This window comes from Larsenimonas rhizosphaerae, from assembly GCF_023700005.1.
In the GTDB taxonomy this organism is placed as follows: Bacteria; Pseudomonadota; Gammaproteobacteria; order Pseudomonadales; family Halomonadaceae; genus Larsenimonas; species Larsenimonas rhizosphaerae.
In genome coordinates this window covers 2,152,630-2,179,512 of sequence record NZ_JAMLJK010000001.1, presented here as the reverse complement: position 1 = coordinate 2,179,512, position 26,883 = coordinate 2,152,630, and the positions used below count along the sequence as shown (strand labels likewise).

Sequence of the window (26,883 nt, the reverse complement as noted above, 5' to 3'; positions counted from 1 at the left end):
AGCCGGAACCACCCGATCCCATGCCGAACTCGGAAGTGAAACAGCTTAGCGCCGATGGTAGTGTGGAGCTTCTCCATGCGAGAGTAGGTCATCGTCAGGCATCTATACCAAAGCCCCCGGTCACATGACCAGGGGCTTTTTTTTATGGCTTAAAAAAACAGCGGCGTAGATCCAGGCGCGAAAGGAAAAAGGTATGGCCAGTATCCCCAACGAATTGCTTTTTTATTGCCGGCCGGGCTTCGAGCGGGATCTGGCTCGGGAGCTTACTGATAAAACGTATCATCTTGATAATCACATTCAGACGGTAAACGATCCGAATACCGGTTTTACAAGGCTGGTATTACCAGAGGGGCAGCCAGCCAATACGGTACACAAGCAGCTCCCGCTGATGCACCTTGTATTCGCGCGCCAGATTCTGGTTGCCTTTTCACCACTGCAGTTGAAACGTAATGATCGTATTACAGCTCTGGTGTCGCTGATACAGGAAAGCGGCTGGAATTTTGAAGAGCTATGGCAGGAATGGCCGGATACCAATGATGGCAAGGGGCTGACCGGATTATGCAAATCGCTTCAGCGCCCCCTTGAAGGAATTTTGAAAAAGCGCGGTGCGTTACGCAGAAAGGCCGGAAAGCGTCGTTTGCATCTATTCTGGACATCAGGTGATTGTGTGCAGGTTGCCATGAGCTTTCCGCAGAATCGGTCGGAATGGCCCAATGGTATCAAGCATCTCAGATTTCCTCACGCAGCACCCAGCCGCTCCACGTTAAAGCTGGAGGAGGCGTGGCATGCCTTTATAGAACGGGATGCATGGGACCAGCACCTCCATGCAGGTATGCAGGCAGCAGACCTTGGTGCTGCACCAGGTGGATGGACATGGCAGCTGGTGCAACGTGGCATGTTTGTGTATGCCATCGACAACGGCCCCATGAATGCTGACCTTGTGCGAACCGGTCTGGTAGAGCATTTAAAGGAGGACGGATTTGTGTGGTCACCGCCAGACAGGCTGGACTGGCTGGTATGCGATATTGTTGATCAACCGGTACGTGTAACACGCATGATTGAGCGCTGGCTGGTGAATCAGTGGTGCTGGTACAGTATTTTCAATTTGAAGTTGCCGATGAAAAAGCGCTGGGAAGAGGTTTCTGCCTGCATTGAGCAACTCGAAACAACGCTTTCGGACGCAGGCATTACCTTTGATATCGCATGCAAGCACCTCTACCACGATCGGGAAGAAGTGACCGTTTACGTCCGGCTTTATTGAACATCATATTCAGGGAGATTTTAATATGTCCGAGTTGCCGAGCGCTGATGAAACGCTGGATACCAGTGGTCTTTATTGCCCCGAGCCTATCATGATGATGCATAACAAGGTGGCAGAAATGGTGCCGGGTGAATGCCTTAAGGTGGTCGCAACAGATCCTGCGACCACACGTGATATACCGCAATTTTGTGCCTACCTGGGTCATCAGCTAATCCAGCAGGAAACCCTGCCGGACAGCTTTGTCTATTACATATCAATTGCGGGCGCATCGGCCTGATTATTCGCTGAAGATGGCCCGGATATGCTGTCGGGCCATATCGGCGTGCTCTTCTACACGCTGGCCGATCAACTGGCAGAACTGGTCGTAATCTGCTTCGAGTGTTTCAAGTCTTGAAAGTGTTTCACCCTCGACAAACTCCTGCATCGATAGTGAAAATGCGTTCAGTGCCATGTCTGTCAGGATTCCCTCACTTTTGTGCTCATAAGCAATTACCAGTGCCGGTGTGCCATAGCGCATGGAAATAATACCGCTGTGCAACCTTGTAGCAATGGTAAAACGGCATTGTGATAACACTCCACCGATCTGAAGATCACTTAACTCATCAAAAATGATATGGAGGCCTTCCGGATGGCGCATACGCTTTTTAATACTGTGAAGCGTCAGGCGATCATCTCGATGGTACCCATTCAGCCCCGTGCAGGTGGACACCCCGATAATCATGTGCCCCTTCTCGACCAGAGTGTCGCAGGTTGATGCCATCTGCTGTTCATAGGCTTCCTGGCTTACACCCAGCACACTATCAAACGGCGCCAGTCTTCTGGCCGTGATGCCTACCATGGGCTTGTTGTCAGGATTGATGACTGTCAGGTCAACATGCTGGGACTCGGGCATCAGCCATGCCGTATCCGCACCGTAGCCGAGGTTATCGAGGTATATTCCAGCCTTCTTGAGTATGTCTTCACTGACATGCTCTCTCAGGACAATGGTCTCAGGGTAGGGCAGCAGATTCTGGCACAACTCGCGAAACTGCTTATGTTCAAAGGGGCCAACGCTATGCCCGATCAGATAAACCTTTCGACCGGCCATTTTGGCGCCAAAAATGATATCCAGTTGCGTAAAGCCGTAGGCATCAACGATAAAGGAGCCGCCTACCTGAATAATATAATCATAGGCAGCTAGTGTATCGATTGCTTCGTTATAGGCCCTGGGCAGTAGTTTGCGTGTTTTTTCTACGCTCCAGTTATACTTGCTTGAAGCGTACATGATGCCGTTAAGGTAGCGAGACATGACCTTGCGTGTATAAAACGAGCCCTGCATAAGCTTGTGACGCGCCTGCTCAAATACATCCTGAATAACCGGTAAACCGGTTTCTTCCAGAACGATCTCTCCCGTTGCGGGATCGCGTGATGCAATATCAATGGAAATGGATGTGGTATCGATGGCTTCGATAAGGCCACGAAGAATGGCTGCATCACCCCGGTTGGAGCAGGAGTGATTACCGATCAGCAAAGCTTTTTTCATGGATAACCGATTGGATTGTCTTTAGTCGTATATATATTGTCTCAGGTTAATCCATTCGTGGCAGGCTTTTTGTGAAAAAGTTATCACTTCATGCTTTTTGGTGTAATGGTCATAAAGAAAAGATGATCAATGCTAACTATACAAAGGGTTTTTCATTCATTGATACAAGAGCATTCCGAAGGACGCTCCTGTATCACTCATGGTTTCACCCTTAGGCTTCGGAGTCTACCATCAAGGCTAGGGCATTGAGCGTATCCGGATCCTGCTCCTTGATGCGATTGGCGATGGCACGCTGAAAGAAGTACACCAGACGGTGTCGACTTCTGCCCGGATAAAGGCAATCGTCACCGGCGAGGATGGGAGTCTGGCAAACAGCGTCTTCATCAACCAGTAGTGCTTCGATACTGCCGTCGCTATACAGTTGCCAGCCATGTATCTGCTTGAGCTGCCACGGAGCATCTTCTTCATCAATACACAGGGCATACGTGCCATGTGTATCCGGCAGGTGCTGAAGCAGGGTTTTTTCCGGGGACGGCTCATAATCGAAGTAGGCCGCTGCATGCTCGAGTTCGAATCGCTTGTGTTCAGGCGGAACATCAAAGACATCATCAATCTCGGGATCGCGGTAGCCGATAAAGCGGCCATAGTCGGGATCATCCAGGCTGTGACAGCCTACAAGTGATTCAAGCCAGGGAACCACGCCCATGACTTCACCATTGGATTTCAGTGCCCAGCCCAGAACAGGCATGGCATAGAGCGAGTCCGGGTCGGAAGCGACCTCGTAAATCATTTCCAAACCATCGAGTTCCGGAGCCAATCGTACTATACGTTGCTGAGCCTGGTGACGCTCTCGCATTTCGTTGAGGTCGACCACCTTGGCAGGCTGCTGTTGTATGCATGCGCCCATAAAGCCTCCTTCACCGACTTGTTATATGCAGGGTAGAGCCTGCAGATGCCATCCTGAAAAGAGCGTCCTGTCTCATTAGTAGCACAACTCGTTTGGAAAGGTTAAGCCCTTATGATCACAACAGTTCAGGATGATGGTGTATCGATGAAATAATCGGCTGAATCAGTGGTTATTCAATGGTTGAGCACGAATCATTAGTCGCGATTGCCTGTGCAGTCGTATGCCGAGTAGCAGGGCCGCAGCGGACAAGCCCAGAATCAGGCCACTCCAGTACCCGAAAACGCCCCAGCCCGCGCTACGTCCCAGCAGTAGACCGCTGCCCAGCCCGATAACCCAGTACGCCAGCAGGGTGAATATCATGATGATTCTGGTGTCCTTATAGCCTCTAAGAGCCCCAGCCATGCTGACCTGCAGTACATCAGATACCTGGTAGATGATGGCAACCAGTATCAGTTGCGATGCCAGTGCCTGGACCTCTGTATTACCAGTATAAAGTGAGGGAATAACATGACTTCCCTGCCACAGTATCAGGTTGTTTATCAGTGCCGCCATCAAGGACAGTACAATACCGTTCCAGGCCACAAAGCGTGCACGACAAGGCTGGTTCTGACCGAGTGCATGGCTGACGCGCACTGTAAGGGCCATTCCAATGGACATGGGAAGCATGAACATCAACGACGTAAAATTAAGGGCAATCTGATGAGCGGAGACCACCACCTCACCCAGCCCGGCGATTAATAGCGCGATGAGTGTGAACAGAGTGGTTTCAGTAAAAATGGCGACGCCAATGGGGAAGCCGATACGCAGCAACTCCATCATTTGTGTGTAATGAGGCGCAGTCATGCCCCGGCCTGATCGCACATGGCGATAAGCACGCGCATGACGTGTGTAGAGATACATTCCCAGACACATGACCCACATGGATATGGCCGTGGCAATGCCGCAGCCGTAGGCTCCCAGTGCAGGTAATGCCGCGAGGCTTTCAGGTATGGCATTGCCGAATAGCGCTTGCAGGCCGTTGCCGCCAAAGATCAGAATGCCGTTGGCAGGTATGTTGACGACAAGGCCCAGCAGACTGAACATCAGTGATGGCCTGGAATGATTCAGGCCATCCGAGTAGGCGCGCAGGGCCTGATAGAGTGCAACGGCGGGCAGGCCAAAGGACAGTGCAGTCAGATACTGTGTTGATAGCATTGCCACGGTATCTGGCACATTCATGACAGCAAAAAGCCAGGGCGGAGCAAGCTGCAGCGCGGCCATGGCTATCAGTCCCATGAAAATGGCCGCCCACAGGGCCTGACGCTTGTAGGTGGAAACGTCTTCTGCTCGATGCGCTCCCATGCAGTGTGCCACGATGGGAGTCAGACCCATCAGGGTTCCGGTAATAAACAGGATCAGCGGGATCCAGAGGCTTGTACCCACCGAGACTGCAGCCAGATCGGTCGCGCTGGCGTTGCCGGCCATCATGACGTCGACTGTCCCCATCCCGGCCTGAGCCAGTTGAGCTCCGAAAATGGGAAGCGTAAGCCGAATCAGGGGGCGTGCTTCGGTTAAACTGCGCTGCAATAGGGATGTCATGAGCAAGGATTATTTGAAAGACAAGGGAAAAACCGCACACTATATGCCATGGCTACTCAGCCTTGGCGCCTGTACGAGAGATAAATGATGTTACACCGTACCGATGACTTGATCGCCCTGTTCAATGGCGTATTCGAGCCTGCGTACTCGACCCGTCTGATCCGCGGTAAGGATGAGCCTCTTTACTTGCCCGCGAGTACAGACACGCCGTATCACCGCATTATATTTGCCCATGACTATTTCACCAGCGGACTGCATGAAATAAGCCACTGGTGCGTCGCCGGAACGGCGCGCCGCTTATTGGAAGATTACGGTTACTGGTATCTGCCGGACGGTCGGAATGAACACGAGCAGGCTGCCTTTGAAGCCGTGGAAGTGCAGCCACAGGCCATTGAATCACTGTTCTATGCGGCCTGTGACCTCGAGTTCAATGTCAGCGTTGATAACCTCAACGCTGACATTGAGGTGGATCGACATGCCTTTGCTGCACGAGTGCGTGCCCGTGCTGATGCCCTGCTCGAGAACGGGCTGAACAATCGTGCACGTGCCTTTCGCTGCACCCTGCAGGCATATTACCAGCAGGGCAGCTCATGTGAGGAGGCTATCGAATCAGGGCGAAGGTGCCTTGACGATCAAACCCTGCCTATTGATCGGGATAACCCATTTCCCGCACATGAAGTGTCAGCATGACCTGAAGCTCATCCTCCGGCTTGAAGGGCTCAAGGCCAAGCTCATTGAACAAATCGCTGCGCTGGCGATGCCACTCGCCATGAGATAGCCCTTCATACAGGCTTTCAGCCGGAGCCAGATCAATGAACGGTTCAATGCCATATTCGTTGAACATCCAGGCCAGCGCTCGTTCATCATCAACCAGGCCATTGCTGTAAAGCGTGCCATTGAAATGATCCGCTTCAAGTTCGCGAAGTATATCGATGGGGCTGACGCCCATCATTTCAAGCTCGTCCTCGCTGTAGTCGCCCAGCGACGCCTGTTCGTTTTCCAGCCAGTCAGGGCCGGGCTGTACCAGCGTGTGTTTCAGCTGACCGTCCGGCAGCGTCCATGCGATGGCAACGGGCAGGTCCGCGTCGCCTACTTCAATGGCAATAAAACCGGGGATGGAATCCATGATGCTCCCTGCGTCAGTCTGTAAGGGGTAAGGTAAAAAAGGCACGTGCGGTTGCAGTGGTCTGCTCGCTGAGCGTCTGCTCACTTACACCGCGCCAGTAGGCGAGCTCGCGGGCAATCCAGGGAAGCAATGCGGGTTCATGACGGCGCCCCTTGAGTTTTGCCGGCAGGTTGCGTGGCAGGAGATAGGGACAGTCCGTTTCAATCATCAAGCGGTTGGCCGGGATATCCGCCACGAGCGAGCGTAGATGGTGACCTCGTCGTTCATCGCAGATCCAGCCTGTCTGACCTATGTGCAAATCAAGATCGAGATAGCGGTGCAGCGTCTCGCGCTCGCCGGTAAAGCAGTGCACCACGGCCTGAGTGAGGTCGTCCCGCCACTGCTTGAGAATGTCGGCCATATCGGCGCCGGCATCGCGCTCGTGCAGAAAAAGGGGTTTTCCGGTGCGGGCGGCCAGCTCAAGCTGTGCTTCGAGCGCACGTCGCTGATCAGTACGCGAGGAATAGTCCCGATGATAATCAAGGCCACATTCACCGATGGCCACTACTGACGAGTGCGAGGCGGCCTGTTCGATGAACCTGGCAAGCTCCGGCGTCCAGTCGGCGGCGTGGTGGGGGTGAAGGCCTGCCGTGGCATACAGCGCTACCGGTGTTTCCCGTTCACACAAGGCCAGCGCATCTTCGATGCCCTGCTGGTCGGTGCCGGTCAGTACCAGAGTGGTTACGCCAGCTGCATGGGCACGCCCCAGCACATCATCAATATCCGCGCGGAAGCTTTCGTGCGTCAAGTTGGCGCCTGTATCAACAAGGGGCGCGTCGGCGGTAAAGGAAAGTGCCTCTGGCAGCATGGAGTATCCTGTGGGATGTCAAAGTAATGATTTGCATTGTACCGGCCGCGAAAAGGGCAGGCTATGCGTTACACTAGGCGACCGACATTTTCTGCAGGAGGCGACGCATGACGTTGCTGCGACTTGAACAAGTTCAACTGGCCTACGGCCACCATGTGCTGCTTGATGGTGCCGAACTCAGCCTGGAGCGCGGAGAGCGACTGGCGCTGGTAGGGCGTAATGGGGCCGGCAAGTCGACGTTGCTGTCGCTGGTATCCGGTGAGGCTGATCCGGATGGTGGAACCGTATGGCGCGCACCGGGATTGAATATCGGCTCACTGGCTCAGCAGCTGCCCGAAGCCGAAGGGCGGCGAATCTATGATGTGGTGGCCGATGGGTTGCCTGAGGTCGGGCGTCTTTTAAGCGAGTATGATGCTTTGGTTGCCTCGGACGCGCCTGACATGAATCGACTGGCCGATCTGCAGTCTGCGCTTGAGGCGCAGGATGGCTGGTCCTATCACCAGCGCATCGATACGGTGCTGACTCGACTGGGGCTGCCTGCCGACGAGTTGATGGACAGGCTGTCCGGTGGGTGGCGGCGACGGGTAGCGCTGGCGCGTGCTCTGGTTACCAACCCGGATGTACTGCTGCTCGATGAGCCGACCAACCACCTTGATCTGGATACGATTATCTGGCTTGAAGAACAGCTTCTTCAATTCAGCGGTGCTGTGCTGTTTATTACCCACGACCGGGCCTTTCTGAAGCGCCTTGCGACGAATATCCTCGAGCTTGACCGTGGCAGACTGGGGCGTTACCCCGGTAATTACGACCGCTATCAGGAACTCAAGGGGCAGGAACTTGAGTCTGAAGAGCGTGAGCGTCGTGAGTTTGATAAAAAGCTCGCTCAGGAAGAAAAGTGGATTCGCCAGGGTGTCAAGGCTCGCAGAACCCGCAATGAAGGCCGCGTAAGGGCGCTTGAGTCCATGCGTTCCCAGCATGCAGATCGTCGTCATCGTGTAGGCCAGGCGCGCATCAACGTGGATAGCGCCGATCGCAGCGGCAAACGTGTGGTCGAGCTTGATAATGTAACCCAGACCTTCAATGGTGAGGCAGTGCTTCGGCATGTGAGCCTGGAAGTACAGCGGGGGGATCGCATCGGCTTTATTGGCCGTAATGGCGCCGGCAAGACGACCCTGCTCAAGATAATGCTGGGAGAGCTGACCCCCTCGGAAGGCAAGGTCATCAGCGGCACCAATCTGCAGGTCGCCTATTTCGATCAGCTGCGAGCCGGGCTGGAAATGGACAAGACGGTCTACGATAACGTCGCCCAAGGGCGTGACTTTGTAACGGTCGGAGGCAAGGATCGTCATGTCATCAGTTACCTTCAGGATTTCCTGTTTACGCCGGAACGCGCACGTCAGCCAATCCGTGCCCTGTCAGGTGGCGAGTCCAACCGTCTGCTTCTGGCCAAGCTTTTTACTCAGCCGGCCAACGTGCTGGTGATGGATGAGCCGACCAACGATCTGGACGTTGAAACCCTGGAGCTTCTTGAAGAGCTGCTCCTGAATTTTGAAGGTACGCTGCTGCTGGTCAGTCACGATCGTGACTTTCTGGACAACGTGGTTACCAGTGTCATTGCCTTTGAGGGCGAAGGACAGGTCAATGAATATGTCGGTGGTTACAAGGACTGGGTCCGGCAGGGGGGCAGCTTGCCACCTGCGCCATGGGACAAGGGTGCCGAACCGACGCGAGCGCCTACCGAACAGCCTAAAACGTCAAAGGTAGAGAAGAGCGCTGCACCTGCCAAATCCAGAAAGCTGTCCTACAAGCTGCAGCGCGAGCTTGATGAGCTGCCTGGACATATCGAGGTGCTGGAAACACGGATCGCAACCCTTGAAGAGACCATTTCATCTCCTGAATTTTATAACCAGGACAGCAGTACCGTGACGGCCACACTGGGTCAGTTGAGCGATACTCAGTCGGCGCTGGACGTTGCCATGGAGCGATGGATGGAGCTTGAGGCGTTACAGGAAGGGTAAGGATAAAGACCAGTAACACCGCTTCGGCCTTCAGTAAGGGGCCGAAGCGGTGTCCTGGCTATTTATTCATCGGTATCATCAATGTGGCCTACACGTACGGCAAGGACATCGCACTCTGCACCATGCAACACGCCGGTGGAGGTGGAGCCCAGCAGCAGGGCAAAACCGTGTCTACCGTGGGAGCCGACTACAATCAGATCCACGGCCCTGTCCTTCGCAAACCGCTGAATCTCCGAGTCTGGCATTCCTACCACAACATGCTGATCTTCAGGCTTGATGCCATGCGGCGTGGCTATGTCAGCCAGTCGCTCTCGGGCATGGGTGTCCAGCTGGTCCTGAATACTGCTTAAATCCATCGGTATATCCCCGCCATAGGCAAAGCCGAGGGGCTCAAGGGTATGAATGATGGATATTCTGGCCCCATTACGCTCGGCAATGGGCAGGGCACGCTTTAGTACCAGGTGTGAGTCCTTGGTGAGATCAACGGCAACAAGAATGTGCTGGTAGGCGTTGCTCATGGGAATATTCCTTCTGGCCGAGAGTCTGTGATGTCTCTTACTTTAGAGGGTGGCGGCAGACGACACAATTCATACTCGCAGGACAACCCGCGATATATTGGCACATACATATTTCAATGGATGGAGTATCCCTTTCGCATGACCGTTTTCTGGATCATAGCTGGACTCGTTTTTGTCGCCCTGGCCCCGGTCATCAGTTTGAGACCCTCCCTTCGGCAGCGGCGGATCGTGGCCCTCCGAACGCGGGCGCGTGAACTGGGGTTTCGAGTCGAGGTCAATCCGCCCGGTGTGGCGCGACCGGAACATGGAGATCTGCTGGCGTATCGGCTGCATTATCCCAAGGCATCTGCAGGACCAGAGATCCGGTGGACGCGAGAAACGCAGACCTGTGAGATGGAAAAGGGGATGGACGCTGATGATCAGCAGGCCGTACATGCCTTGATTGAGTCACTGCCGGAAGATGCTCTGGCGCTGACATCCGGTACCGCAACGCTGACCCTGTGGTGGCAGGAGCGGCTGGATCTTCCCGAGTTTGATCAGCTGGCGGAAGGCATGGATGCTCTCCGGCACCAGCTGGCCGGAAAGCGTCGCAGAAACATCAGGGAGTAGGCAGGCAGTCGGACGAGTTTCTCGCTTCATCACGCTCTTCACACAGCAGCCGCATACCATTGCGCTCGATGGTGCTCAATGCACTATCGAGCTGCGCGAGCATATCCTCATCAAGGCCTTCCAGCATTTCTCGACGTGCCTGCTGAACTACCGTTTCGATCTGCTTCAGCAGCGGCATGGCCGTCGGTGTCAGATACACCAGCTTGGTGCGCCGGTCCTCTTCGCTGGGTCGGCGTTCGATCAAGGACTGCTGCATCAATTGATCAAGTGTTCGCACCAGTGAAGGTGCCTCTACGCCGATGGCACGAGCCAGATCGCATTGAGGCTGTCCTTCGCCGTAATGGGCCAGATGATACAGCGTGGTCCAGCGTGTCTGAGTCAGACCCAGCGGGGCCAGCCGCTCATCAATGATGGCGCGCCATAGTCGGGGGATGCGTGTCAGCTTAAGACATAAAGTTTCATTCATGGAAAACAGGATAACCTGAAGTATGGACAAATGAAATTATCCAGATCAATTCATTATATGCAAATGTGTGCACTTTTATTTCTGCCCGCCTGATGACTTCGTAATGCTTAGCCAGCCAACGCCGGGCGTATGATGCAGCGTACCATCGGCCTTTCCTGCATCGGATGGCGTCGTGCTGACATTGAATCGGATGACACCGATACGTTGCCCATCTGCCGTGATGACATCTACCTGCCAGGGCCCGGCGGAGTCTCTGGGAAAGTGAAGCTTGTGAGACCAGGCGCGATAGGCGTCTCCTCCCGTTCCCTTGATGGTCAACGGAATTCGATCAACAACCTTTCCTTCATGTCGCCAGACATGAAAGACCTTCTCATTCAGTCCGCGGGGTGCGTGGATGGCCGTGTAGGCATACAGGCCGCGGGCCTCGAGGGCTGATGATGTCAGTGCCATGGTGCCTTCCGGTGAGCGCGCTGCCTGGTTGAATGAAGGAGACAGTGCACTGCTGGTGATCCACAGGGTGGCTGGAGGCACCCAGCTTCGTCCGGACCACGCCAGACCGCTCAGGGCGACGGCCATCGCCAGCATGCCCAGCCAGCTCATTATATTTCGTGGTTGAAACAAATTGATCAGGCTGGGCAGGCTCAATATGGGCAGGGCCAGGGTGGCCAGTAAAAAGCTCTGCCCGGTGGTGACGTGCAGCAGCAGAGGCGCACTGACCAGGATAAGAATGAAGGCACACAGGCCATGAAAGGCCATATAAAGCCAGCGAACCCGGTCAGCAAGTCGGAAATAGACCGGATCCATCACCGATATCAGCGTACACAGAACCAGCAGGCCGGTGAAGACTGCCTGACCACTGCTCCAGGCAGTGGTTACAAGAAAGAACGGCAGACAGAAACACAGGGTTTCCTGGTGAGTGAGCTGGGTAATAAAGGTGGCAATCAGTTTGGGCAACCGGGATTGATGGCGCCGTTCGCGAACGCCACTCCAGATATTTTCACCAATCAACAAGGCCCAGCTGGCCAGCAGGGCAACTGCCAGAAATCCGCCCAGCGACTGCTGCCGGGTTACCAGAAAGAAACTCAGGATGCCACTGATGAAGCTTACACACGGCCACAGATAGTGATATCGCTGTAACCGCTCTACCAGACCCTTGATGCGCGGGGGGAGGGCGAGTTCCTTTTCCATGAGCTACGTTGAGCCTCTGAGTCCATCGTCATTGAAGCCCCTTTATAAAGAAAACCGGAAGGGGATGCACACGCTGTGTTGTGTTGAGGTTCGACCAATGCATGATGGCATCTGCTTGACCGTACTGCTGCGCTCATCGACGATGAAATCAAACGACCGTTTTAATCGTGGGCTGATGGCATGGCCTGCCGCACGTCACTTGGGAGAAGTACTCATGCTCTATCAAGGAAAGACCCTTGGCATTGAGGTAGACGATGATCGTTTGGCATGGCTCGTGTTTGACATGCCGGACAGTGCCGTCAACACCCTGTCTCAGCAGGTGGTAGCCGAATTGATGGAGGCCGTGTCTGCCCTTGAATCGATGACCGAGTGCCAGGGGCTGGTACTGGCAAGTGCCAAGAAGGCATTTATTGTCGGTGCGGATATCAAGGAATTCCATGCTGTCTTTGGTCGCGGTGCTCAGGCTATTGAAGCGATGTGTCAGGAGGTTCATGCCCTTTATAACCGGATCGAGGATTTACCGTTCCCTACCGTGGCCGTCATCAATGGCATGGCTTTGGGCGGTGGTATGGAGCTGTGTCTGGCCTGTGACTTCCGCATTGTTGAGCCGGATACCCGCATCGGGTTGCCTGAAACCAAGCTGGGCATTGTCCCGGGGTGGGGAGGCTGTGTCCGTCTTCCGCGATTGATTGGCGCGGATAACGCCATTGAGTGGATTGCCGGTGGTGGTCAGCACGGTAGTGACGCTGCGCTGCGCGTGGGGGCGGTTGATGCCGTAGTGGCATCGGATGACCTGCGAGACGCTGCAGCGGATCTGTTGAAGCGAGCCTGGCGCGAAGAGCTTCCCTGGCAGCCCCGGCGCCGGAAAAAAACCAGCCCGTTGTTGCTTAACAGTGTCGATCAGGTGCTGACATTTGAAACGGCAAAGGGAATGGTGGCTTCAAAGGCCGGACGACATTATCCGGCGCCGGTGGCAGCAGTGGATGTGATCCGCAAGGGCGCCGGTGAAGACCGGTTGAGGGCACAGGCCATTGAAACAGATGCCTTTGTGCGGCTGGCCCAGACCGATGTCTGCTATCAGCTTGTAGGTCTGTTTGAAAGTGATCAACGGGTCAAGAAGCAGGCAGCCGCCCACGAGAAGAGTGCGCGTGACATTACACTGGCCGGGGTGCTGGGAGCCGGCATCATGGGAGGCGGTATTGCTTACCAGAGTGCCAGCAAGGGAACATCCATCATGATGAAGGACATCAGGAACGAGGCGCTGGAACTGGGGCTTTCCGAAGCGCGCAAGCTTGTGGGCAAGCAACTCGAACGTGGCAAATTCACTGCTGATCAGAGTGCCGAAGTGCTCGGGCGTATTCGGCCGACACTTTCCTATGGTGACTTTTCGGAAGTGGATATCGTGGTGGAAGCCGTGGTCGAAAATGCCGGTATCAAGGCAAGTGTGCTGGCGGAGGTCGAGCAGACCCTGGGCGAACAGGCCATTCTTGCCTCGAATACGTCCACTATTTCGATTGACAGGCTGGCAGGGCACCTTTCACATCCTGAACGCTTCTGCGGGATGCACTTTTTCAACCCCGTGCATCGGATGCCGCTGGTTGAGGTCATTCGAGGAGCCAGAACCGATGAGGCCACGCTTGGGACCGTCGTGGCCTATGCCCGTAAAATGGGCAAGACCCCGATCGTGGTCAACGATTGTCCGGGTTTTCTGGTGAATCGGGTGCTGTTTCCTTACCTCCAGGGCTTTGAACTGCTGTTGCGACGCGGCATCGACATGGGCCGTATCGACCGAATCATGGAGAAATTTGGGTGGCCGATGGGCCCGGCGTACCTGCTGGATGTGGTCGGGCTTGATACCGCAGCTCATGCGGGGGAGGTACTGGCTGAGGGCTATCCGGATCGCATGGCCAACGACGGTGTAACCGCTGTTGAAAAGCTGCTTGAAATGGACCGCAAGGGGCAGAAAAACGGCAAGGGATTTTATCGCTACGAAAAGGATAAAAAGGGCAAACCCAAAAAGGAAACGGATCCAGACATTCAGGAGCTGTTGACCGCCCACGCCGAGAGGCAGGTCGAAATGAGCGATGAAGAGATCATCGCTGCGCTGATGACCCCGTTATGTCTTGAAACCGTGAGAGCGCTGGAAGAGGGCGTGGTCGGCTCTCCTGCCGAGGCAGACATGGCGTTGATTTATGGTATCGGCTTTCCGCCGTTCCGTGGCGGTGCACTGAGATATATCGATCATGTCGGGCTGTCGGCGTTTGTGCGTCAGGCCAGGGCACTGGCGGATACGTTCGGCCCGCTCTACGCGCCAACCGCAGAGCTTGAGGCACGTGCTGCCGAGGGTCGTCCCTTTTATCGTACCCAGCCTACCGGGGAGAATGCGTAATGCGATTCAATGAAGATGATGTAGTCATTGTTGATGCCCTGAGAACTGCCATGGGCAAGGCGCGCGATGGGGGGTTCCGTCACGTACGCGCAGAAAACCTGTCTGCTTCTGTCATGGAAGGGCTGATCAGTCGGCACGAAGCGTTTGATCCGGCCGCGCTGGATGACGTTATCTGGGGATGTGTCAATCAAACTCTGGAGCAGGGCTTCAATGTGGCACGCAATGCGGCATTGATGACGTCAATCCCTCCAACGGTCCCTGCCCAGACGGTTAATCGGCTGTGCGGTTCCTCGATGACAGCGCTGCACAGTGCGTATGCCAATATTCGTGCAGGTCTGGGACAGCAGTATCTGGTGGGGGGCGTTGAACACATGGGCCATATTGAAATGGCCCACGGCGTGGATGTGAATCCGGCCATCAGCCAGCATACTGCCAAGGCTGCAATGATGATGGGGCTGACCGCGGAATTGCTCGGCAAGCTTCATGGTATTGACAGGGCCAGTCAGGATGCCTTCGGGGTGCGCTCCCATCAGCGCGCTGCACGTGCGCGCCGGGATGGGCATTTCGATGATGAAATCATTGGTGTGGAAGGCCATGACAGTCAGGGCCGCCGCGTTCTGATCAACCGTGATGAAGTCATTCGTGATGATGCCAACATGGAGGATATGGCACGCCTTTCGCCCGTATTCGACCCCCGAAATGGTACGGTGACAGCGGGTACGTCATCAGCGTTATCCGTCGGAGCATCGGGGCTTCTGGTGATGCGTTATTCGCAGGCCCATGCCCTCGGGCTTGAACCACTGGCTCGTGTGATTTCGGTAGGCGTGTCAGGATGCGATGCCTCGATCATGGGGTTCGGGCCGGTAGAGGCGACCCGCAAGGCATTACAGGCAGCCAATCTTGGGGTGCGTGATCTGGACGTCATTGAACTGAACGAAGCCTTTGCGGCCCAGTCACTCCCCGTACTTCAGGCACTGGAGCTTGATGAGGTAATGGATGAGAAGGTCAATCTGTTTGGCGGGGCCATTGCACTCGGGCATCCTCTGGGATGTTCGGGAACACGTATCTGCACCACCCTTTTGAACGTCATGCGCCACAGGCAGGCCACGCTCGGGCTGGCAACCATGTGCATCGGCATGGGGCAGGGCGTTGCCACGATTTTTGAGCGGGTCTAGCCACCGTCATACCCGAAAGGCTCGCATTGGCGAGCCTTTTTCATGGGGCTGAGTTACGTCCGTCGTGGCGTGCTGGCACGTATTGCCAGCGCCAGTGTAGCCAGTGCAAAGCTTGCAATGGCAGCAATGACCCGATAGTGATTCAGGTGGCTCCAGCGAGCTCGAACATCAATCCAGCTGGCCGGCATGTCAATCGGGTTCCATCCCTGAATTTCATGGTTGATGGGGGCCATGACAAACTTGGTATACAGCACGACGCCTGCCGCATAAATAACCAGTGCCAGAGCAATCAGCCAGAACGATGGGTGGCGCCATTCGCGCGCACCAAAGGCCAGGCTCAGGGCAAGAAAGGCACCACCGCCCATGAACAGGAACAAAAACCACGGGTTTCTGAGGTCATGCGTGATGACCGCCTGCATGGTGCCGTAAATGTCGGCGCCCATCTCGGTCATGCCTGGTTGAAGCGTCATCCAGTGCATCGCAAAGTACCCACTGACCAGGCCGGTCGTCAGGATAGCCATGAGCAGCACAGCGTTATCGGGAAAACTGAAAGAGGGGCGGGAAGACATGCCGGAAATTCCTGAAACGAGGATGAAGAAGCGAGAAATGACATCACATCATACATGGGCCGGGGCGTGTAGTGCTCTTTTGTAAGTCTTTGGGACGAGTGCGAGTAGTCACATCATGAAAAAACCCGGCCATTGGGCCGGGTGTGACACGTTGATACTGTCGGTCAGAACCACATTTCCATCTGGGTGCCAAAGCTCCACTCGTTGCCGTCATAACCACGACGGCCCAGTGAGGAGGAGCCATATTCACTGTCAGCCGCATAGCGGTTCAGCTCGCTGTCCCAGTCGGTGTAGGTGGCGAAGAGACGAATTTCGGGCCGTACAAAGAACCCACCCACCTGAGGCTTGAAGGTCGGCGCGACGGTAAATTTCATGTAGTCACCGTCCACAGGGTTGAAGTTGTTATAGCCACGCGGGTCAAGGTCCATCGTCTGCCAGCTGGCTTCATATTGCATTTCAAAGTTTTCGGACAGTTCGTTGGCCAGGCGCGCGCTAAGTGTCAGCCACTTGTAGCTGTCACCGCTGACGTAACGGTCCTTGCTGCTTTCTGCCATCAGCATCGGGGCAAAGCGCCATGTCGGGGCGATGTATGTCGTGCCATACACTGCCAGACGAATGGATTCAGCATCTTCGGTCAGGTTGCCGTCGCTACCGAGGCTCTTGACCTGTGCACCAAGCCCGTGACCGTAAAGGACGGCGGCCTTGAAGCTCCCTTCACCCACTCCGAAGAAGCTGTCGCCGTGGTAAGCCACCATGGTGTGCTCACCGTGCTCTGCCAGATCGGAGCGCGGATCCGGTGGCAACTCGCCGACATCACGTTCGGCATTGTCCTTGGCCGTCAGGCCATTGACCATCCACTGCCAGTTACCGAAGTAGTTGTTGGCCGTCAGAATGTAGCTTTCAACCTCACTGTCGTTCAGGCCGTTATTGCTGTTGCCGAAGTAGCCATAATCCCGTCCGTAGAGCGAGAAGTTGCTTTTCCAGTCATCGGTGAACTGGACGTCATAGATACCTGCCCCGGTACCGGCGAGGAAGATGACGTCACTGTCGAGCCAGTGAATATCGAAGTTGTCACGATCAAAGCGTTTACCGGCCCAGATCGAGGCATTTTCAAACGGGCCTCCAAAGTCCGGAAGGTTGCCGAATTCGGCGAATACCTGGCGAACATTCAGGCTGTTGTCACCGCCGGTCCAGTCATTGCTGTTTTCGACACCGTCGGCCAGCATCACCTTGTAAAGCGAGGTGGCGCCATTGTCATATTTGGCGCGGTGCTCCAGCACGACTTCTACATAGTTATCGTCTTCATTGCCCAGACGACCGACCGGGCCCCCTACCGAGCCTGCCGGGGTAACGTAAGGGCCGCCTTCGGTGCCTGTGAAATCATCATTGAACAGCAGCCCTGCACGGGCATAGCCGTTCAGGCTCAATCCCAGTTCGCTGTCCAGACGACTCTCGATGCTGGCGACGCGCTGCTCCATGTCCGGCGCCGATGTGGTACTCGGCGCCGGGGCTCTGGCCGTACGTGCATCGGGTTCCAGCACCGGGGCGTTGTTCTGCTGTTGCGCGCGCGTATTGCTTAGCTGCGCCTGAAGTCGTTCAGCGGTGGCTTCAGCGTTTCTGGCGCGCTGTTCGGAGGCGGCGATACGCGCTTCAAGGTCTGCCAGGCGTTGTTCAAGTGCGCTGTCAGCGGCGAAGGCCATCACGGGGGTAGCTGTGCCAAGGGCGAGTGCAACGGCCATGGCCAGGGGCTTGCAGGTAAATTTGGGCACCATGAGATGTGATCCCTGATTTTATGATTATTGGAGCGTTCCCGGTGCTCGTCCTGCGAAAGAGGGCAGGCGAACGGGTGAAACTTAAACGTTTAAGACGGTGATGGCATTTAGCCAATGGTCGTTATGACGAAAAGATAATGCCCGAAGGTCTAATGGCTTATTTGGTCACGAAAAACTAGATTCCAGTCGAACTTAATCGATTAAGAAAACCGGCTACTGTTCCTCGGGCCGGTGTTGACCCGGAGGGTAGTGCGATGAAGCTTAAAGTATTGGCAGCAGGGGTGATGATGGCGGTCGCTGGACCTGCCATGGCAGCAGAACTGACGATTTCCTGTGGTGCGGTAGGTGCCGAATTGCAGCTTTGCAAGGAGGGAGTCCAGCAGTGGGAGGCCAAAACGGGGAATACCGTGAATGTGGTGTCGACTCCCAATTCCTCTACGGAGCGCCTGTCGCTCTATCAACAGATCCTTAATGCGCAATCAAGCGATATCGACGTCATGCAGATCGATATCGTCTGGCCGGGCATGCTGGGATCGCATCTGGTGGATCTGAGAAAGTACCTGCCAAAAAACGCGACGGATGGTTTCTTTGACACTCTTATCGACAGTAATACGGTCGATGGCAGGCTGGTCGCCATGCCCTGGTTCACGGATGCGGGCGTGTTGTATTACCGCAAAGACCTGCTGGAGAAATATGATGCCGAGGTCCCCGAGACCTGGACGGCGTTGACCGATACTGCCACACGGATTCAACAGGCCGAGCGTGATGGGGGCAAGGGAGGCATGTGGGGGTATGTCTTTCAGGGCAGCGCCTATGAGGGCCTGACCGTGAATGCACTGGAATGGATTGCCTCCTTCGGTGGCGGCACCATCGTCGATGACGAGGGGGAGGTGACGGTCAATAACCCCCAGGCTGCTAAGGCGCTGACGCTCGCTTCCACATGGGTCAACACGATTTCACCGCCGGGTGTGCTGAATTACACCGAGGAAGAAGCACGGGGTGTCTTTCAGTCAGGCAATGCCGTCTTCATGCGTAACTGGCCCTATGCCTGGTCGCTGGCGCAGGCTGATGCCAGTGATATCAAGGACAAGGTTGGCGTAACCCAGCTGCCCAAAGGCGGCAATGATGGTCAGCACGCTGCCGGTCTGGGGGGCTGGAATCTGGCGGTATCGCGCTACAGTGATCACCCGGAGCTGGCAGCACAACTGGTTGCATTCCTGACCAGCCCCGAGGAGCAGAAGCGCCGCGCGCTGGAAGGGGCTTATAACCCGACGATCGCTGCGCTGTACAAGGATCAGGACGTACTCAAGGCCGCACCTTTCTTCGGCACGCTCTATACCACCTTCACGTCGGCGGTTGCACGCCCGTCAGCAGTGACACGGGATAAGTATCCCCGAGTATCCAATGCGTTTTTCAATACGGTTCACAAGGTGCTTTCCGGTCAGACCACGGCTGAGCAGGGCCTTGAAGCACTTGAAGGCGATCTGGATCGCGTCAAGCGGCGTCGCTGGTAAGTCTGACCTGAAGGGGTAAGTACCATGGCTTCACACGATACTGCCGTTGCAGGCAATACCTCCCGCCCTTCGGGGCGGGAAAGGGGAACACGGGTCAGGCGTCGCCGCGTTAGAGCGGCCTGGATTTTCCTGACCCCGATGCTGATCGGTTTGCTGCTGGTGGCCGGCTGGCCGCTGATGCGTACCTTCTGGTTCAGCATGACCGATGCGAGTCTCAGCCAGATGGGTGGGGCAAGCTTTATCGGTCTTGAAAACTATCTGGTCTATGACGACGGCTGGTACGGGGTGCTGGCGGATTCACTGTGGTGGAATTCGGTCTGGAATACGCTGTATTTCACCGTGGTATCGGTCGGATGCGAGACCGTCCTGGGCATTATCGTGGCGCTGGTACTCAATGCGAACTTTCGTGGTCGTACCCTGGTGCGTGCCGCAATGCTGATCCCCTGGGCCATTCCGACCATCGTTTCGGCCAAGATGTGGGCCTGGATGCTCAATGATCAGTTCGGCATCATCAACCACATTCTGATATCCCTCGGGCTGATCGACATGCCTCTGGCCTGGACGGCAAACGCGGATCTGTCGATGTGGGCGGTCATCATCGTGGATGTCTGGAAGGCTACTCCCTTTGTTGCCCTGCTGGTGCTGGCAGCGCTTCAGATGCTGCCTTCGGACTGCTATGAAGCAGCGCGGGTCGATGGCATCCATCCGGTGCGTGTCTTCTTCAAGGTCACGCTACCGCTGATCACTCCGGCATTGCTGGTGGCGGTCATCTTCAGGGCGCTGGACGCACTGCGTGTGTTCGACGTGATTTATGTGCTGACCTCCAATGCCTCCTCCACCATGACCATGTCGGTGTATGCACGCCAGCAGCTGGTCGAGTTCCAGGACGTCGGGTATGGCAGTGCAGCGTCAACGTTGCTGTTTTTGATTATCGCACTGATCACGGTGGCCTATCTCTATCTTGGCCGGCGTCAGCTGGGGGGTGATTCATGAGCGCAAGGGCTATCAAGGGCGCATTGCTGACACTGGGCTTCTGGCTGATGGTCATTGTTCTGGTGGTGTATGCCGTGTTCCCGTTTTATTACGCGGTCATTACTTCGTTCAAGCCATCCAGCGAGCTGTTTGAGGTGGGTTACTGGATTGATCACCTCGATTTTTCCAATTATACCGCCGTACTGACGCAGGGGTCGTTTCTGGCGAGCATTCGCAATTCGATCATCGTGGCTGTCAGCGTGGTGGCGATCGCCCTGCTGCTGGGACTGACGGCGTCCTATGCGCTGGGCCGCGTGCGCTTCAGGGGCCGTACTCGTGTCATGATGCTGGTGCTCGGCGTGTCGATGTTTCCTCAGGTGGCGGTGCTGTCAGGCCTTTTTGAAGTGATCCGAACGCTCAATCTCTACAATTCGCCGGGCGGCCTGATTCTGAGTTACACCATTTTTACGCTGCCGTTCACGGTGTGGGTGCTGACCACGTTCATGCGGCAGTTGCCCGATGAGCTTGAAGAGGCGGCCATCATGGATGGCGCATCGCCCTGGATTACGCTCACGAAGGTCTTCATGCCGCTGATGTGGCCGGCGATGGCAACCACGGGGCTGCTGGCATTCATTGCGGCCTGGAATGAATTCCTGTTTGCCCTGACGTTCACGCTGACCGATTCCGAGCGCACCGTGCCGGTGGCGATTGCGCTGATCTCCGGTGGCAGCCAGTACGAGTTGCCCTGGGGGCCCATCATGGCTGCATCCGTCATCGTGACCGTGCCGCTGGTCATACTGGTACTGATTTTTCAGCGACGGATCGTGTCCGGGCTGACTGCCGGTGCCGTCAAAGGATAATTCCCACTTTCGGGCAGGATAAACAGGAGTAGCCATGGCCAGCGTACAGCTTGATCATGTCAGTAAGCGCTTTGGTAGTACCCATGTCATCAATGGCGTGTCGTTGAGTATTGAAGATGGTGAGTTTGTGGTGTTTGTCGGGCCTTCCGGCTGCGGCAAGTCCACGTTGCTGCGGTTGATCGCCGGTCTTGAATCCATTACGGACGGTGATCTGATGATCGGGGATCAGCGGGTCAATAACCTGACTCCGCAGGAGCGGGGCGTGGGGATGGTCTTTCAGTCCTATGCGCTTTATCCGCACATGAGTGTTTACGACAACATGGCCTTCGGCCTCAAGCTTGAAAAGGCAGGCAAGGAAACCGTGGCTGAGCGCATCAATGAAACGGCCCGCATCCTTCAGCTTGAGCCCTTGCTTGAGCGCAAGCCCAAGGCGCTCTCCGGCGGTCAGCGACAGCGGGTCGCCATGGGGCGTGCCATGGCCCGTGAGCCTGGCATTCTTCTGTTTGATGAGCCGCTTTCCAACCTGGATGCCTCACTGCGCGTGCAGATGCGCAACGAGATAGCGCGGCTGCATGGCCGGCTGGGCTCGACCATGATCTATGTCACCCACGATCAGGTGGAAGCCATGACGCTGGCAGACAAGATCGTCGTATTACGTGCCGGCCATATCGAGCAGGTAGGGTCGCCCCGCACGCTTTATGAGCGTCCGGCATCAAAATTCGTGGCGGGATTCATCGGGTCTCCGGCGATGAACTTCATGGCGGCTACTCTGGTTGATGCCACCGATACCGGATGTCGTGTCAACGTACCTGGGCTGGGGGATATCGATCTGCCATTCCAGGCTCGGGATGTCGCAAGAGGAGCATCCCTGTCACTGGGTATTCGCCCTGAACACCTTCAGCCCGGTGATCCCGAAGGAGACAACCGGTTTGATGTGGTAAATGTCGAATATCTGGGGAATGAGTGCTGCATCTATCTGGATAACGCGACGGATACCTTCCTGACCAGTCGTGTCGAGGCGGCAACGCCCATCACGCGCGGGGATACGGTGTCACTTCATCTGGACCCGCAGCATGTTCACCTGTTTGACAGCGATGAGCGTGCCCTGGCGCGTACCGGCGCCGATCGTCAATAAAGGATCTCGCACTGACTCGCAGTGCAAGCGCCCGGATGCACCATCCCGGGCAATACATCAATCAAGGGCAGTCTTTTGAACTGTCCCGGGAGAGTAACATCATGACTGACCAGGCCTGGTGGCGCGATGCGGTGATCTATCAGATTTATCCGCGCAGCTTCAAGGATAATAACGGTGATGGCATCGGCGATCTGCCGGGCGTGACATCGAGACTGGATTACCTCAAGACGCTCGGGGTGGATGCGCTGTGGCTGTCTCCGTTTTATCGCTCTCCTCAGGCGGATGCCGGATATGACGTTGCTGACTATCGCGACGTGGATCCACTGTTCGGAACGCTGGCGGATTTTGATGATCTGCTGAGTGGCGCCCATGATCGAGGGCTGCGGATCATTGTCGATCTGGTGCCCAACCACACCTCCTCGGAACATGACTGGTTCAAGGCGGCGATGGCGGCAGGCCCGAACAGCAGGGAGCGGGCTCGCTACATGTTCAGGACGGGCCGTGGGGAACATGCCGAGCAACCCCCCAATAACTGGCAAAGTGTTTTTGGTGGTCCAGCCTGGACCCGGGTAGAGGGCGAGGATCAGTGGTATCTGCACCTGTTTGACAGCAGTCAGCCGGACCTTGACTGGACCAATCCCGAAGTGCGCGAAGAGTTTGAATCCGTACTGCGCTTCTGGCTGGATCGGGGCGTCGATGGATTCCGTGTGGATGTGGCACACGGCATGATCAAGCAGGAAGGCCTGCCTGATTTTGAAGGTGATCAGTCAATGATCGAGGGGGGCAACCGGGGGCCAATGTGGGATCAGGATGGGGTTCATGAGATCTATCGGGCATGGCACAAGGTGCTTGATGAGTATGATGGCGACCGGATGATGGTGGCAGAAGCCTGGGTTCATCCGCAGGAACGCCTGGCCCGTTATGTCCGCCCTGATGAAATGCAGCAGGCATTCAACTTTGACTACCTGCTGACGCGCTGGAACAGCAAGGCACTGAAACAGGTGATCGATACTTCCATTGCGCAGTCTGCCAGTGTCGGTGCGGTACCCACCTGGGTCATGTCCAACCATGATGGCGTACGTCACCCATCGCGACTGGGGCTGGCCGACCCCGGTGCGCGCCCGAACGGGCTGACCGCTCAGGACCCGCAGCCGGACGAAGCGCTGGGGTATCGCCGTGCCCGTGCCCTGATCATGCTGACGCTGGCACTGCCGGGATCGGCGTACCTGTACCAGGGGGAGGAGCTCGGGCTGCCGGACCATACCACCATGGACTCCGAATACCGTCAGGATCCGACCTTCCATCGCACGCAGGGCCGGGAAATCGGCCGTGATGGGTGTCGAGTGCCACTGCCCTGGCAGGCCGATGCGCCCGTACTGGGCTTTGGTGGCGAAAAAACACCCTGGTTACCCCAGCCTGAAAGCTATGCGCGCTATGCAGTAGACCAGCAGGAGCACGATGATACCTCCATGCTTTCCCTGTATCGTCAGTTGCTGCAACTGCGGCAGGCTCATCAACTGGGGCGCGGGGAGGTCGAGTGGCAACCTGTCGAGCAGGAGGCTGTTCTGTCATTGGTCAATGCGGGGGTGAGACTGGTCATCAACCTGGGGGATCAGACGGTGCCGATGCCCGAGGGAGATGTTCTGGTGACCAGCCTGCCTGATAACACCTTCCAGGACGGTATTCCCGCCAACGCGGCTGTCTGGCTGCGCGCCTGAGATCAGGGCAGGGCGGATTTATCGGCCCTGCCTTGTTTGACGATCGAGTGTGGTTGCATACTTGGGTAGCCCCCTCATGAAGAGAGCTTCGATTGAAAAAGCAAAGGAATGCTACGGCCCCTCGGCGAGCTACGCTGAAATCCGTCGCTGCTTATCTGAATATCTCCACCGCTACCGTTTCCAATGCCTTTAACCGCCCTGACCAGTTATCCAGTCAATTGCGTGAAGAGGTGCTGGCAGCTTCCCGTGCGCTGGGTTATCAGGGCCCGGACAGTCTTGGTCGTAGCCTGCGCACCGGCCAGAGTCGCATTATCGGGATCATGCTGGCCGATAACCTGAGTCACAGCCTGACAGATAGTGTGGCCAGCGAGTTTCTGTCTGGTATCTCGGAGGTGCTGGATTTGCACGGGTATCGCATGCTGCTGCTGACCCAGTCAGCCAGTCAGGAGATTCGTAACGAATTCAATGGCATCTCGGATGGCTACCTGGTGTATGGGTCTCTGCCCACCACGACCTCCGCTGCGCTGGCCCGTGGTGATTTCAGCCCGGCGGTCACGATTGACATGCGTCAGGATGATATTCCTTCCGTGCAGATCGATGATCAGGCGGCGTCGAACATGATCGGGGAGTTTGCGCTGGCAAGCGGAGCGCGTCGCCCTGCAATACTGGCGCTTTGCATGTCACTTGAAATGTCTTCCGGGCGTTATGACCGTGATCAGGTTGCAATGGAGCCCAATACCATGGCGTATCAGCGTCTGGCAGGTTTTGATGAGGCCTTGTTGGCGGCCGGTCATGATCCGCAACAGGTGCCGGTGTGGAACGTGAAAAGCAATACCTTTACAGAGGCGGTGTCGGTGGTGGAGGCTCTGTTGAGCGAGGATGCTCCGGACCTGGTGCTGTGCATGTCAGACCAGCTGGCACTGACGGTACTGGCCATTGCAGAGCAGCGCGGTATCGATGTGCCGGGGGCGCTGGCAGTGACCGGATTCGACGGCATTCCGGAAGGCCAGCAGCGTCGGCCGATACTGACCACGGTCTATCAGAACAGTCGGGCCAAGGGACGGCTGGCGGCCTTGATGGTTATCGATCAGAGCGACCAGGAGCAGGTGATACTGCCAACCTGGTTGATTGTCGGGGATACCTGTCCCGCCGTTGCCGGCTAGGAGGAAGTCTGACTGGTGTAGGCACCTGCCCATTCGGCAAGCAGGCCCTTGCCACCGGCAAGGGTCAGCGCCAGATCGGCCAGAGCATCCCAGGTCGGTAGCGGATGCGCTCCCTTGATGGACTGGTCTATGCGCTGAGCGAACAGCAGTAACTTGTTGAGCCGCTTGTGCGGCAGCCTGCCGAGCGCCTTTTGATAGGCTGGGCGACGCTTTTCAGGGATCATCGGCCGTTGGGCCTTGCAGGCATGTTCAAGGCTCTGGCCCTGATCGAGCAGTTGACGCAGTGACAGTAGCGTGCGCAGCTCCCGCCCCAGTGCCCACAGAACCACCGGCGCTTCGATACCTTCTGCCTTCAGTCCCTGCACGATGCGTACGCTGCGATCACGCTCGCCGAGCAGGCAGGCATCCGTCAGGGTGAAGACATCAAATCGGGCGCTGTCCTCGACGCCTGCCGCGATGGCCTCGGCTGTCAGCCGGCTGCCTGCCGGATACAGCAGGCGCAGCTTGGTCAACTCCTGATCGGCCGCCAGCAGGTTGCCCTCGATGCGGTCTGCCAGTAACTGGGCGGCTTCAGGCAACAGTTCCAACTCCACTCGTTGTGCCCGATCACGGATCCAGTATCCCATGCGCTGATGATCCACCGGCCAAATCGGGACAAAAATGCCGGCCTTGTCGACGGCCTTGAACCAGGCACTCTGCTGCACCTTGCGATCAAGGCGTCCGGCCGTAATCAACAGCACGTTGTCATGGCTGGCCGACTGAGCGTACTCCGCAAGAACCTTGCCACCTTCCTGACCGGGAGACTGATTGCCGAGGCGAACCTCGATCAGCTTGCGAGAGGAAAACAGCGACAGGGCATTGGCGCTTTCCAGCAACTGGCCCCATGAAAACTGAGGCTCGACGTGCATGACGTCGCGTTCCTCTATCCCTGCGTTCCGGGCTGCTGCCCGAATTCGGTCACAGGTTTCCATGTGGATCAGTGGCTCATCTCCCGCCACCAGGTAAATCGGGGCGAGAGACTTGCCCAGCTGTTCAGCGAGTTTGTCGGGAAAGACTTTCATCGGAAACGGCAGTAGTATCCAGGGCCTGCAGGCGCTCGATCAGTTGATGGGACGCTTCTTCGCGCAGCTGTCTCTCGAGATCATTACGCTGGTTGTCGCGCGACAGAAGTCGGTCCGTGCTGGTGGTGTACGTTCCGGTGGCTTCCACGGTCTGCTGGTCAGCCAGGTAGGCACCGTCCTCACTGCGTTGCACTGACCAGGGCAGGGTGTAGGTGACTTCCCGCTCCTGACTGCCGACATCGCCAAAGGTCAGCTCATGTTCGGAGAACGATTCACTGCCCAGGTTCAGCGTCAGCGGGGCATTGCTGTCAATAGCGACATTGGTACCTTCAAGCGTGTCGACTACGGACTTGTAGGCGTAATCCCGCGGCCCACCCCCATCCCGTGACTGTACGGCCAGTGTGCTGAAGGGCAGCGCCGCATCCTGATAGCCTCGCAGCTGAAAACCGCATGCGCTGAGGGTCAGCGCTGCTGCAAGTCCTGCCGTGCCGGCCAGCCATGCACGTCGATTCATC

The 26,883-nt window shown here is 56.4% G+C and carries 25 protein-coding genes and 1 rRNA gene; 14 read left to right on the top strand and 12 right to left on the bottom strand.

Annotated features, from left to right (window positions below):
* From rrf to tusA, 3 genes are all read left to right on the top strand, one after another.
* Window positions 1-100, top strand: a 5S ribosomal RNA gene (gene rrf / locus NAT21_RS09990); the annotation flags it as partial.
* Window positions 101-193: 93 nt separating this feature from the next.
* On the top strand, window positions 194-1,261 hold the full coding sequence (gene rlmM / locus NAT21_RS09985) for a 23S rRNA (cytidine(2498)-2'-O)-methyltransferase RlmM (protein WP_250937923.1): 1,068 nt from the start codon (window positions 194-196) through the stop codon (window positions 1,259-1,261).
* Between the two features lie 25 nt (window positions 1,262-1,286).
* Window positions 1,287-1,538: a sulfurtransferase TusA gene (tusA, locus tag NAT21_RS09980; RefSeq protein WP_250937921.1), complete on the top strand. Its 252-nt coding sequence runs from the start codon at window positions 1,287-1,289 to the stop codon at window positions 1,536-1,538.
* Here the strand turns inward: tusA and NAT21_RS09975 are convergent, their stop codons facing one another.
* From NAT21_RS09975 to NAT21_RS09965, 3 genes are all read right to left on the bottom strand, one after another.
* A complete protein-coding gene (locus NAT21_RS09975; RefSeq protein WP_250937919.1) occupies window positions 1,539-2,783 on the bottom strand; it encodes a polysaccharide pyruvyl transferase family protein in 1,245 nt (414 codons plus the stop codon).
* Between the two features lie 211 nt (window positions 2,784-2,994).
* Window positions 2,995-3,690, bottom strand: coding sequence for a hypothetical protein (locus tag NAT21_RS09970; protein ID WP_250937917.1), 696 nt, complete (start codon window positions 3,688-3,690; stop codon window positions 2,995-2,997).
* 162 nt (window positions 3,691-3,852) lie between these two features.
* Window positions 3,853-5,256 carry an MATE family efflux transporter gene (locus tag NAT21_RS09965; protein WP_350355168.1) on the bottom strand — a complete coding sequence of 468 codons (1,404 nt, stop codon included), beginning with the start codon at window positions 5,254-5,256 and terminating at the stop codon, window positions 3,853-3,855.
* Window positions 5,257-5,352: 96 nt separating this feature from the next.
* Here NAT21_RS09965 and NAT21_RS09960 point away from each other — a divergent pair, with 96 nt between their 5' ends.
* A complete protein-coding gene (locus NAT21_RS09960; protein WP_434084394.1) occupies window positions 5,353-5,958 on the top strand; it encodes an elongation factor P hydroxylase in 606 nt (201 codons plus the stop codon).
* Here NAT21_RS09960 and NAT21_RS09955 read toward each other — a convergent pair.
* Window positions 5,912-6,394: a hypothetical protein gene (locus tag NAT21_RS09955; RefSeq protein ID WP_250937914.1), complete on the bottom strand. Its 483-nt coding sequence runs from the start codon at window positions 6,392-6,394 to the stop codon at window positions 5,912-5,914. The genes NAT21_RS09960 and NAT21_RS09955 overlap by 47 nt on opposite strands.
* A gap of 13 nt (window positions 6,395-6,407) precedes the next feature.
* The gene (locus NAT21_RS09950) at window positions 6,408-7,241 is read right to left on the bottom strand and encodes a TatD family hydrolase (RefSeq protein ID WP_250937913.1); all 834 of its coding nucleotides are present in this window, start codon (window positions 7,239-7,241) and stop codon (window positions 6,408-6,410) included.
* A 107-nt stretch (window positions 7,242-7,348) separates the two neighbouring features.
* On the opposite strand from NAT21_RS09950, the gene NAT21_RS09945 reads away from it, so the two are divergent.
* On the top strand, window positions 7,349-9,259 hold the full coding sequence (locus tag NAT21_RS09945) for an ATP-binding cassette domain-containing protein (RefSeq protein WP_250937912.1): 1,911 nt from the start codon (window positions 7,349-7,351) through the stop codon (window positions 9,257-9,259).
* A gap of 62 nt (window positions 9,260-9,321) precedes the next feature.
* Here NAT21_RS09945 and NAT21_RS09940 read toward each other — a convergent pair whose 3' ends face one another.
* Window positions 9,322-9,777, bottom strand: a complete 456-nt coding sequence (locus NAT21_RS09940; protein ID WP_250937911.1) for a universal stress protein — start codon at window positions 9,775-9,777, stop codon at window positions 9,322-9,324.
* Between the two features lie 138 nt (window positions 9,778-9,915).
* Here NAT21_RS09940 and NAT21_RS09935 point away from each other — a divergent pair, with 138 nt between their 5' ends.
* Entirely contained in the window at window positions 9,916-10,386 is a 471-nt protein-coding gene (locus NAT21_RS09935; RefSeq protein ID WP_250937910.1) for a hypothetical protein, read from the top strand.
* Here the strand turns inward: NAT21_RS09935 and slyA are convergent.
* Together slyA and NAT21_RS09925 are read right to left on the bottom strand one after the other, a co-directional pair.
* On the bottom strand, window positions 10,376-10,852 hold the full coding sequence (gene slyA, locus NAT21_RS09930; RefSeq protein WP_250937909.1) for a transcriptional regulator SlyA: 477 nt from the start codon (window positions 10,850-10,852) through the stop codon (window positions 10,376-10,378). The two genes, NAT21_RS09935 and slyA, sit on opposite strands and share 11 nt — an antisense overlap.
* A 75-nt stretch (window positions 10,853-10,927) precedes the next feature.
* The gene (locus NAT21_RS09925) at window positions 10,928-12,040 is read right to left on the bottom strand and encodes a DUF5924 family protein (RefSeq protein ID WP_250937907.1); all 1,113 of its coding nucleotides are present in this window, start codon (window positions 12,038-12,040) and stop codon (window positions 10,928-10,930) included.
* 214 nt (window positions 12,041-12,254) lie between these two features.
* Between NAT21_RS09925 and fadB the strand changes: the two genes are divergently transcribed.
* Window positions 12,255-14,429: a fatty acid oxidation complex subunit alpha FadB gene (fadB, locus tag NAT21_RS09920; protein WP_250937905.1), complete on the top strand. Its 2,175-nt coding sequence runs from the start codon at window positions 12,255-12,257 to the stop codon at window positions 14,427-14,429.
* Window positions 14,429-15,604: an acetyl-CoA C-acyltransferase FadA gene (gene fadA / locus NAT21_RS09915; RefSeq protein WP_250937902.1), complete on the top strand. Its 1,176-nt coding sequence runs from the start codon at window positions 14,429-14,431 to the stop codon at window positions 15,602-15,604. The genes fadB and fadA overlap by 1 nt, the downstream gene beginning before the upstream one ends.
* Before the next feature lie 53 nt (window positions 15,605-15,657).
* Here fadA and NAT21_RS09910 read toward each other — a convergent pair whose 3' ends face one another.
* Both NAT21_RS09910 and NAT21_RS09905 read right to left on the bottom strand, forming a co-directional pair.
* Window positions 15,658-16,173 (bottom strand): anthrone oxygenase family protein, encoded by a 516-nt coding sequence (locus NAT21_RS09910; protein WP_250937899.1) that lies wholly within the window; start codon window positions 16,171-16,173, stop codon window positions 15,658-15,660.
* 164 nt (window positions 16,174-16,337) lie between these two features.
* On the bottom strand, window positions 16,338-17,945 hold the full coding sequence (locus tag NAT21_RS09905; protein WP_250937897.1) for a carbohydrate porin: 1,608 nt from the start codon (window positions 17,943-17,945) through the stop codon (window positions 16,338-16,340).
* Window positions 17,946-18,199: 254 nt separating this feature from the next.
* Here NAT21_RS09905 and NAT21_RS09900 point away from each other — a divergent pair, with 254 nt between their 5' ends.
* The 6 genes from NAT21_RS09900 to NAT21_RS09875 all read left to right on the top strand — a co-directional run bounded on the left by NAT21_RS09900 (window position 18,200) and on the right by NAT21_RS09875 (window position 25,307).
* A complete protein-coding gene (locus tag NAT21_RS09900) occupies window positions 18,200-19,459 on the top strand; it encodes an ABC transporter substrate-binding protein (RefSeq protein ID WP_250937894.1) in 1,260 nt (419 codons plus the stop codon).
* A gap of 24 nt (window positions 19,460-19,483) precedes the next feature.
* A complete protein-coding gene (locus NAT21_RS09895; protein WP_250937891.1) occupies window positions 19,484-20,452 on the top strand; it encodes a carbohydrate ABC transporter permease in 969 nt (322 codons plus the stop codon).
* A 47-nt stretch (window positions 20,453-20,499) separates the two neighbouring features.
* Complete coding sequence (locus tag NAT21_RS09890; RefSeq protein ID WP_407658242.1) at window positions 20,500-21,291, top strand: carbohydrate ABC transporter permease; 792 nt, start codon at window positions 20,500-20,502, stop codon at window positions 21,289-21,291.
* A gap of 34 nt (window positions 21,292-21,325) precedes the next feature.
* Window positions 21,326-22,426, top strand: coding sequence for an ABC transporter ATP-binding protein (locus tag NAT21_RS09885; protein ID WP_250937886.1), 1,101 nt, complete (start codon window positions 21,326-21,328; stop codon window positions 22,424-22,426).
* A 101-nt stretch (window positions 22,427-22,527) separates the two neighbouring features.
* Window positions 22,528-24,144, top strand: a complete 1,617-nt coding sequence (locus tag NAT21_RS09880; RefSeq protein ID WP_250937883.1) for a glycoside hydrolase family 13 protein — start codon at window positions 22,528-22,530, stop codon at window positions 24,142-24,144.
* Between the two features lie 92 nt (window positions 24,145-24,236).
* Window positions 24,237-25,307 (top strand): LacI family DNA-binding transcriptional regulator, encoded by a 1,071-nt coding sequence (locus tag NAT21_RS09875; RefSeq protein ID WP_250937881.1) that lies wholly within the window; start codon window positions 24,237-24,239, stop codon window positions 25,305-25,307.
* Here the strand turns inward: NAT21_RS09875 and holA are convergent.
* Complete coding sequence (gene holA, locus NAT21_RS09870; RefSeq protein ID WP_250937880.1) at window positions 25,304-26,368, bottom strand: DNA polymerase III subunit delta; 1,065 nt, start codon at window positions 26,366-26,368, stop codon at window positions 25,304-25,306. The two genes, NAT21_RS09875 and holA, sit on opposite strands and share 4 nt — an antisense overlap.
* Window positions 26,340-26,882, bottom strand: coding sequence for an LPS-assembly lipoprotein LptE (locus NAT21_RS09865; RefSeq protein ID WP_250937879.1), 543 nt, complete (start codon window positions 26,880-26,882; stop codon window positions 26,340-26,342). Before NAT21_RS09865 ends, holA begins: the two co-directional genes overlap by 29 nt.
* Window position 26,883 lies beyond the last annotated feature (1 nt).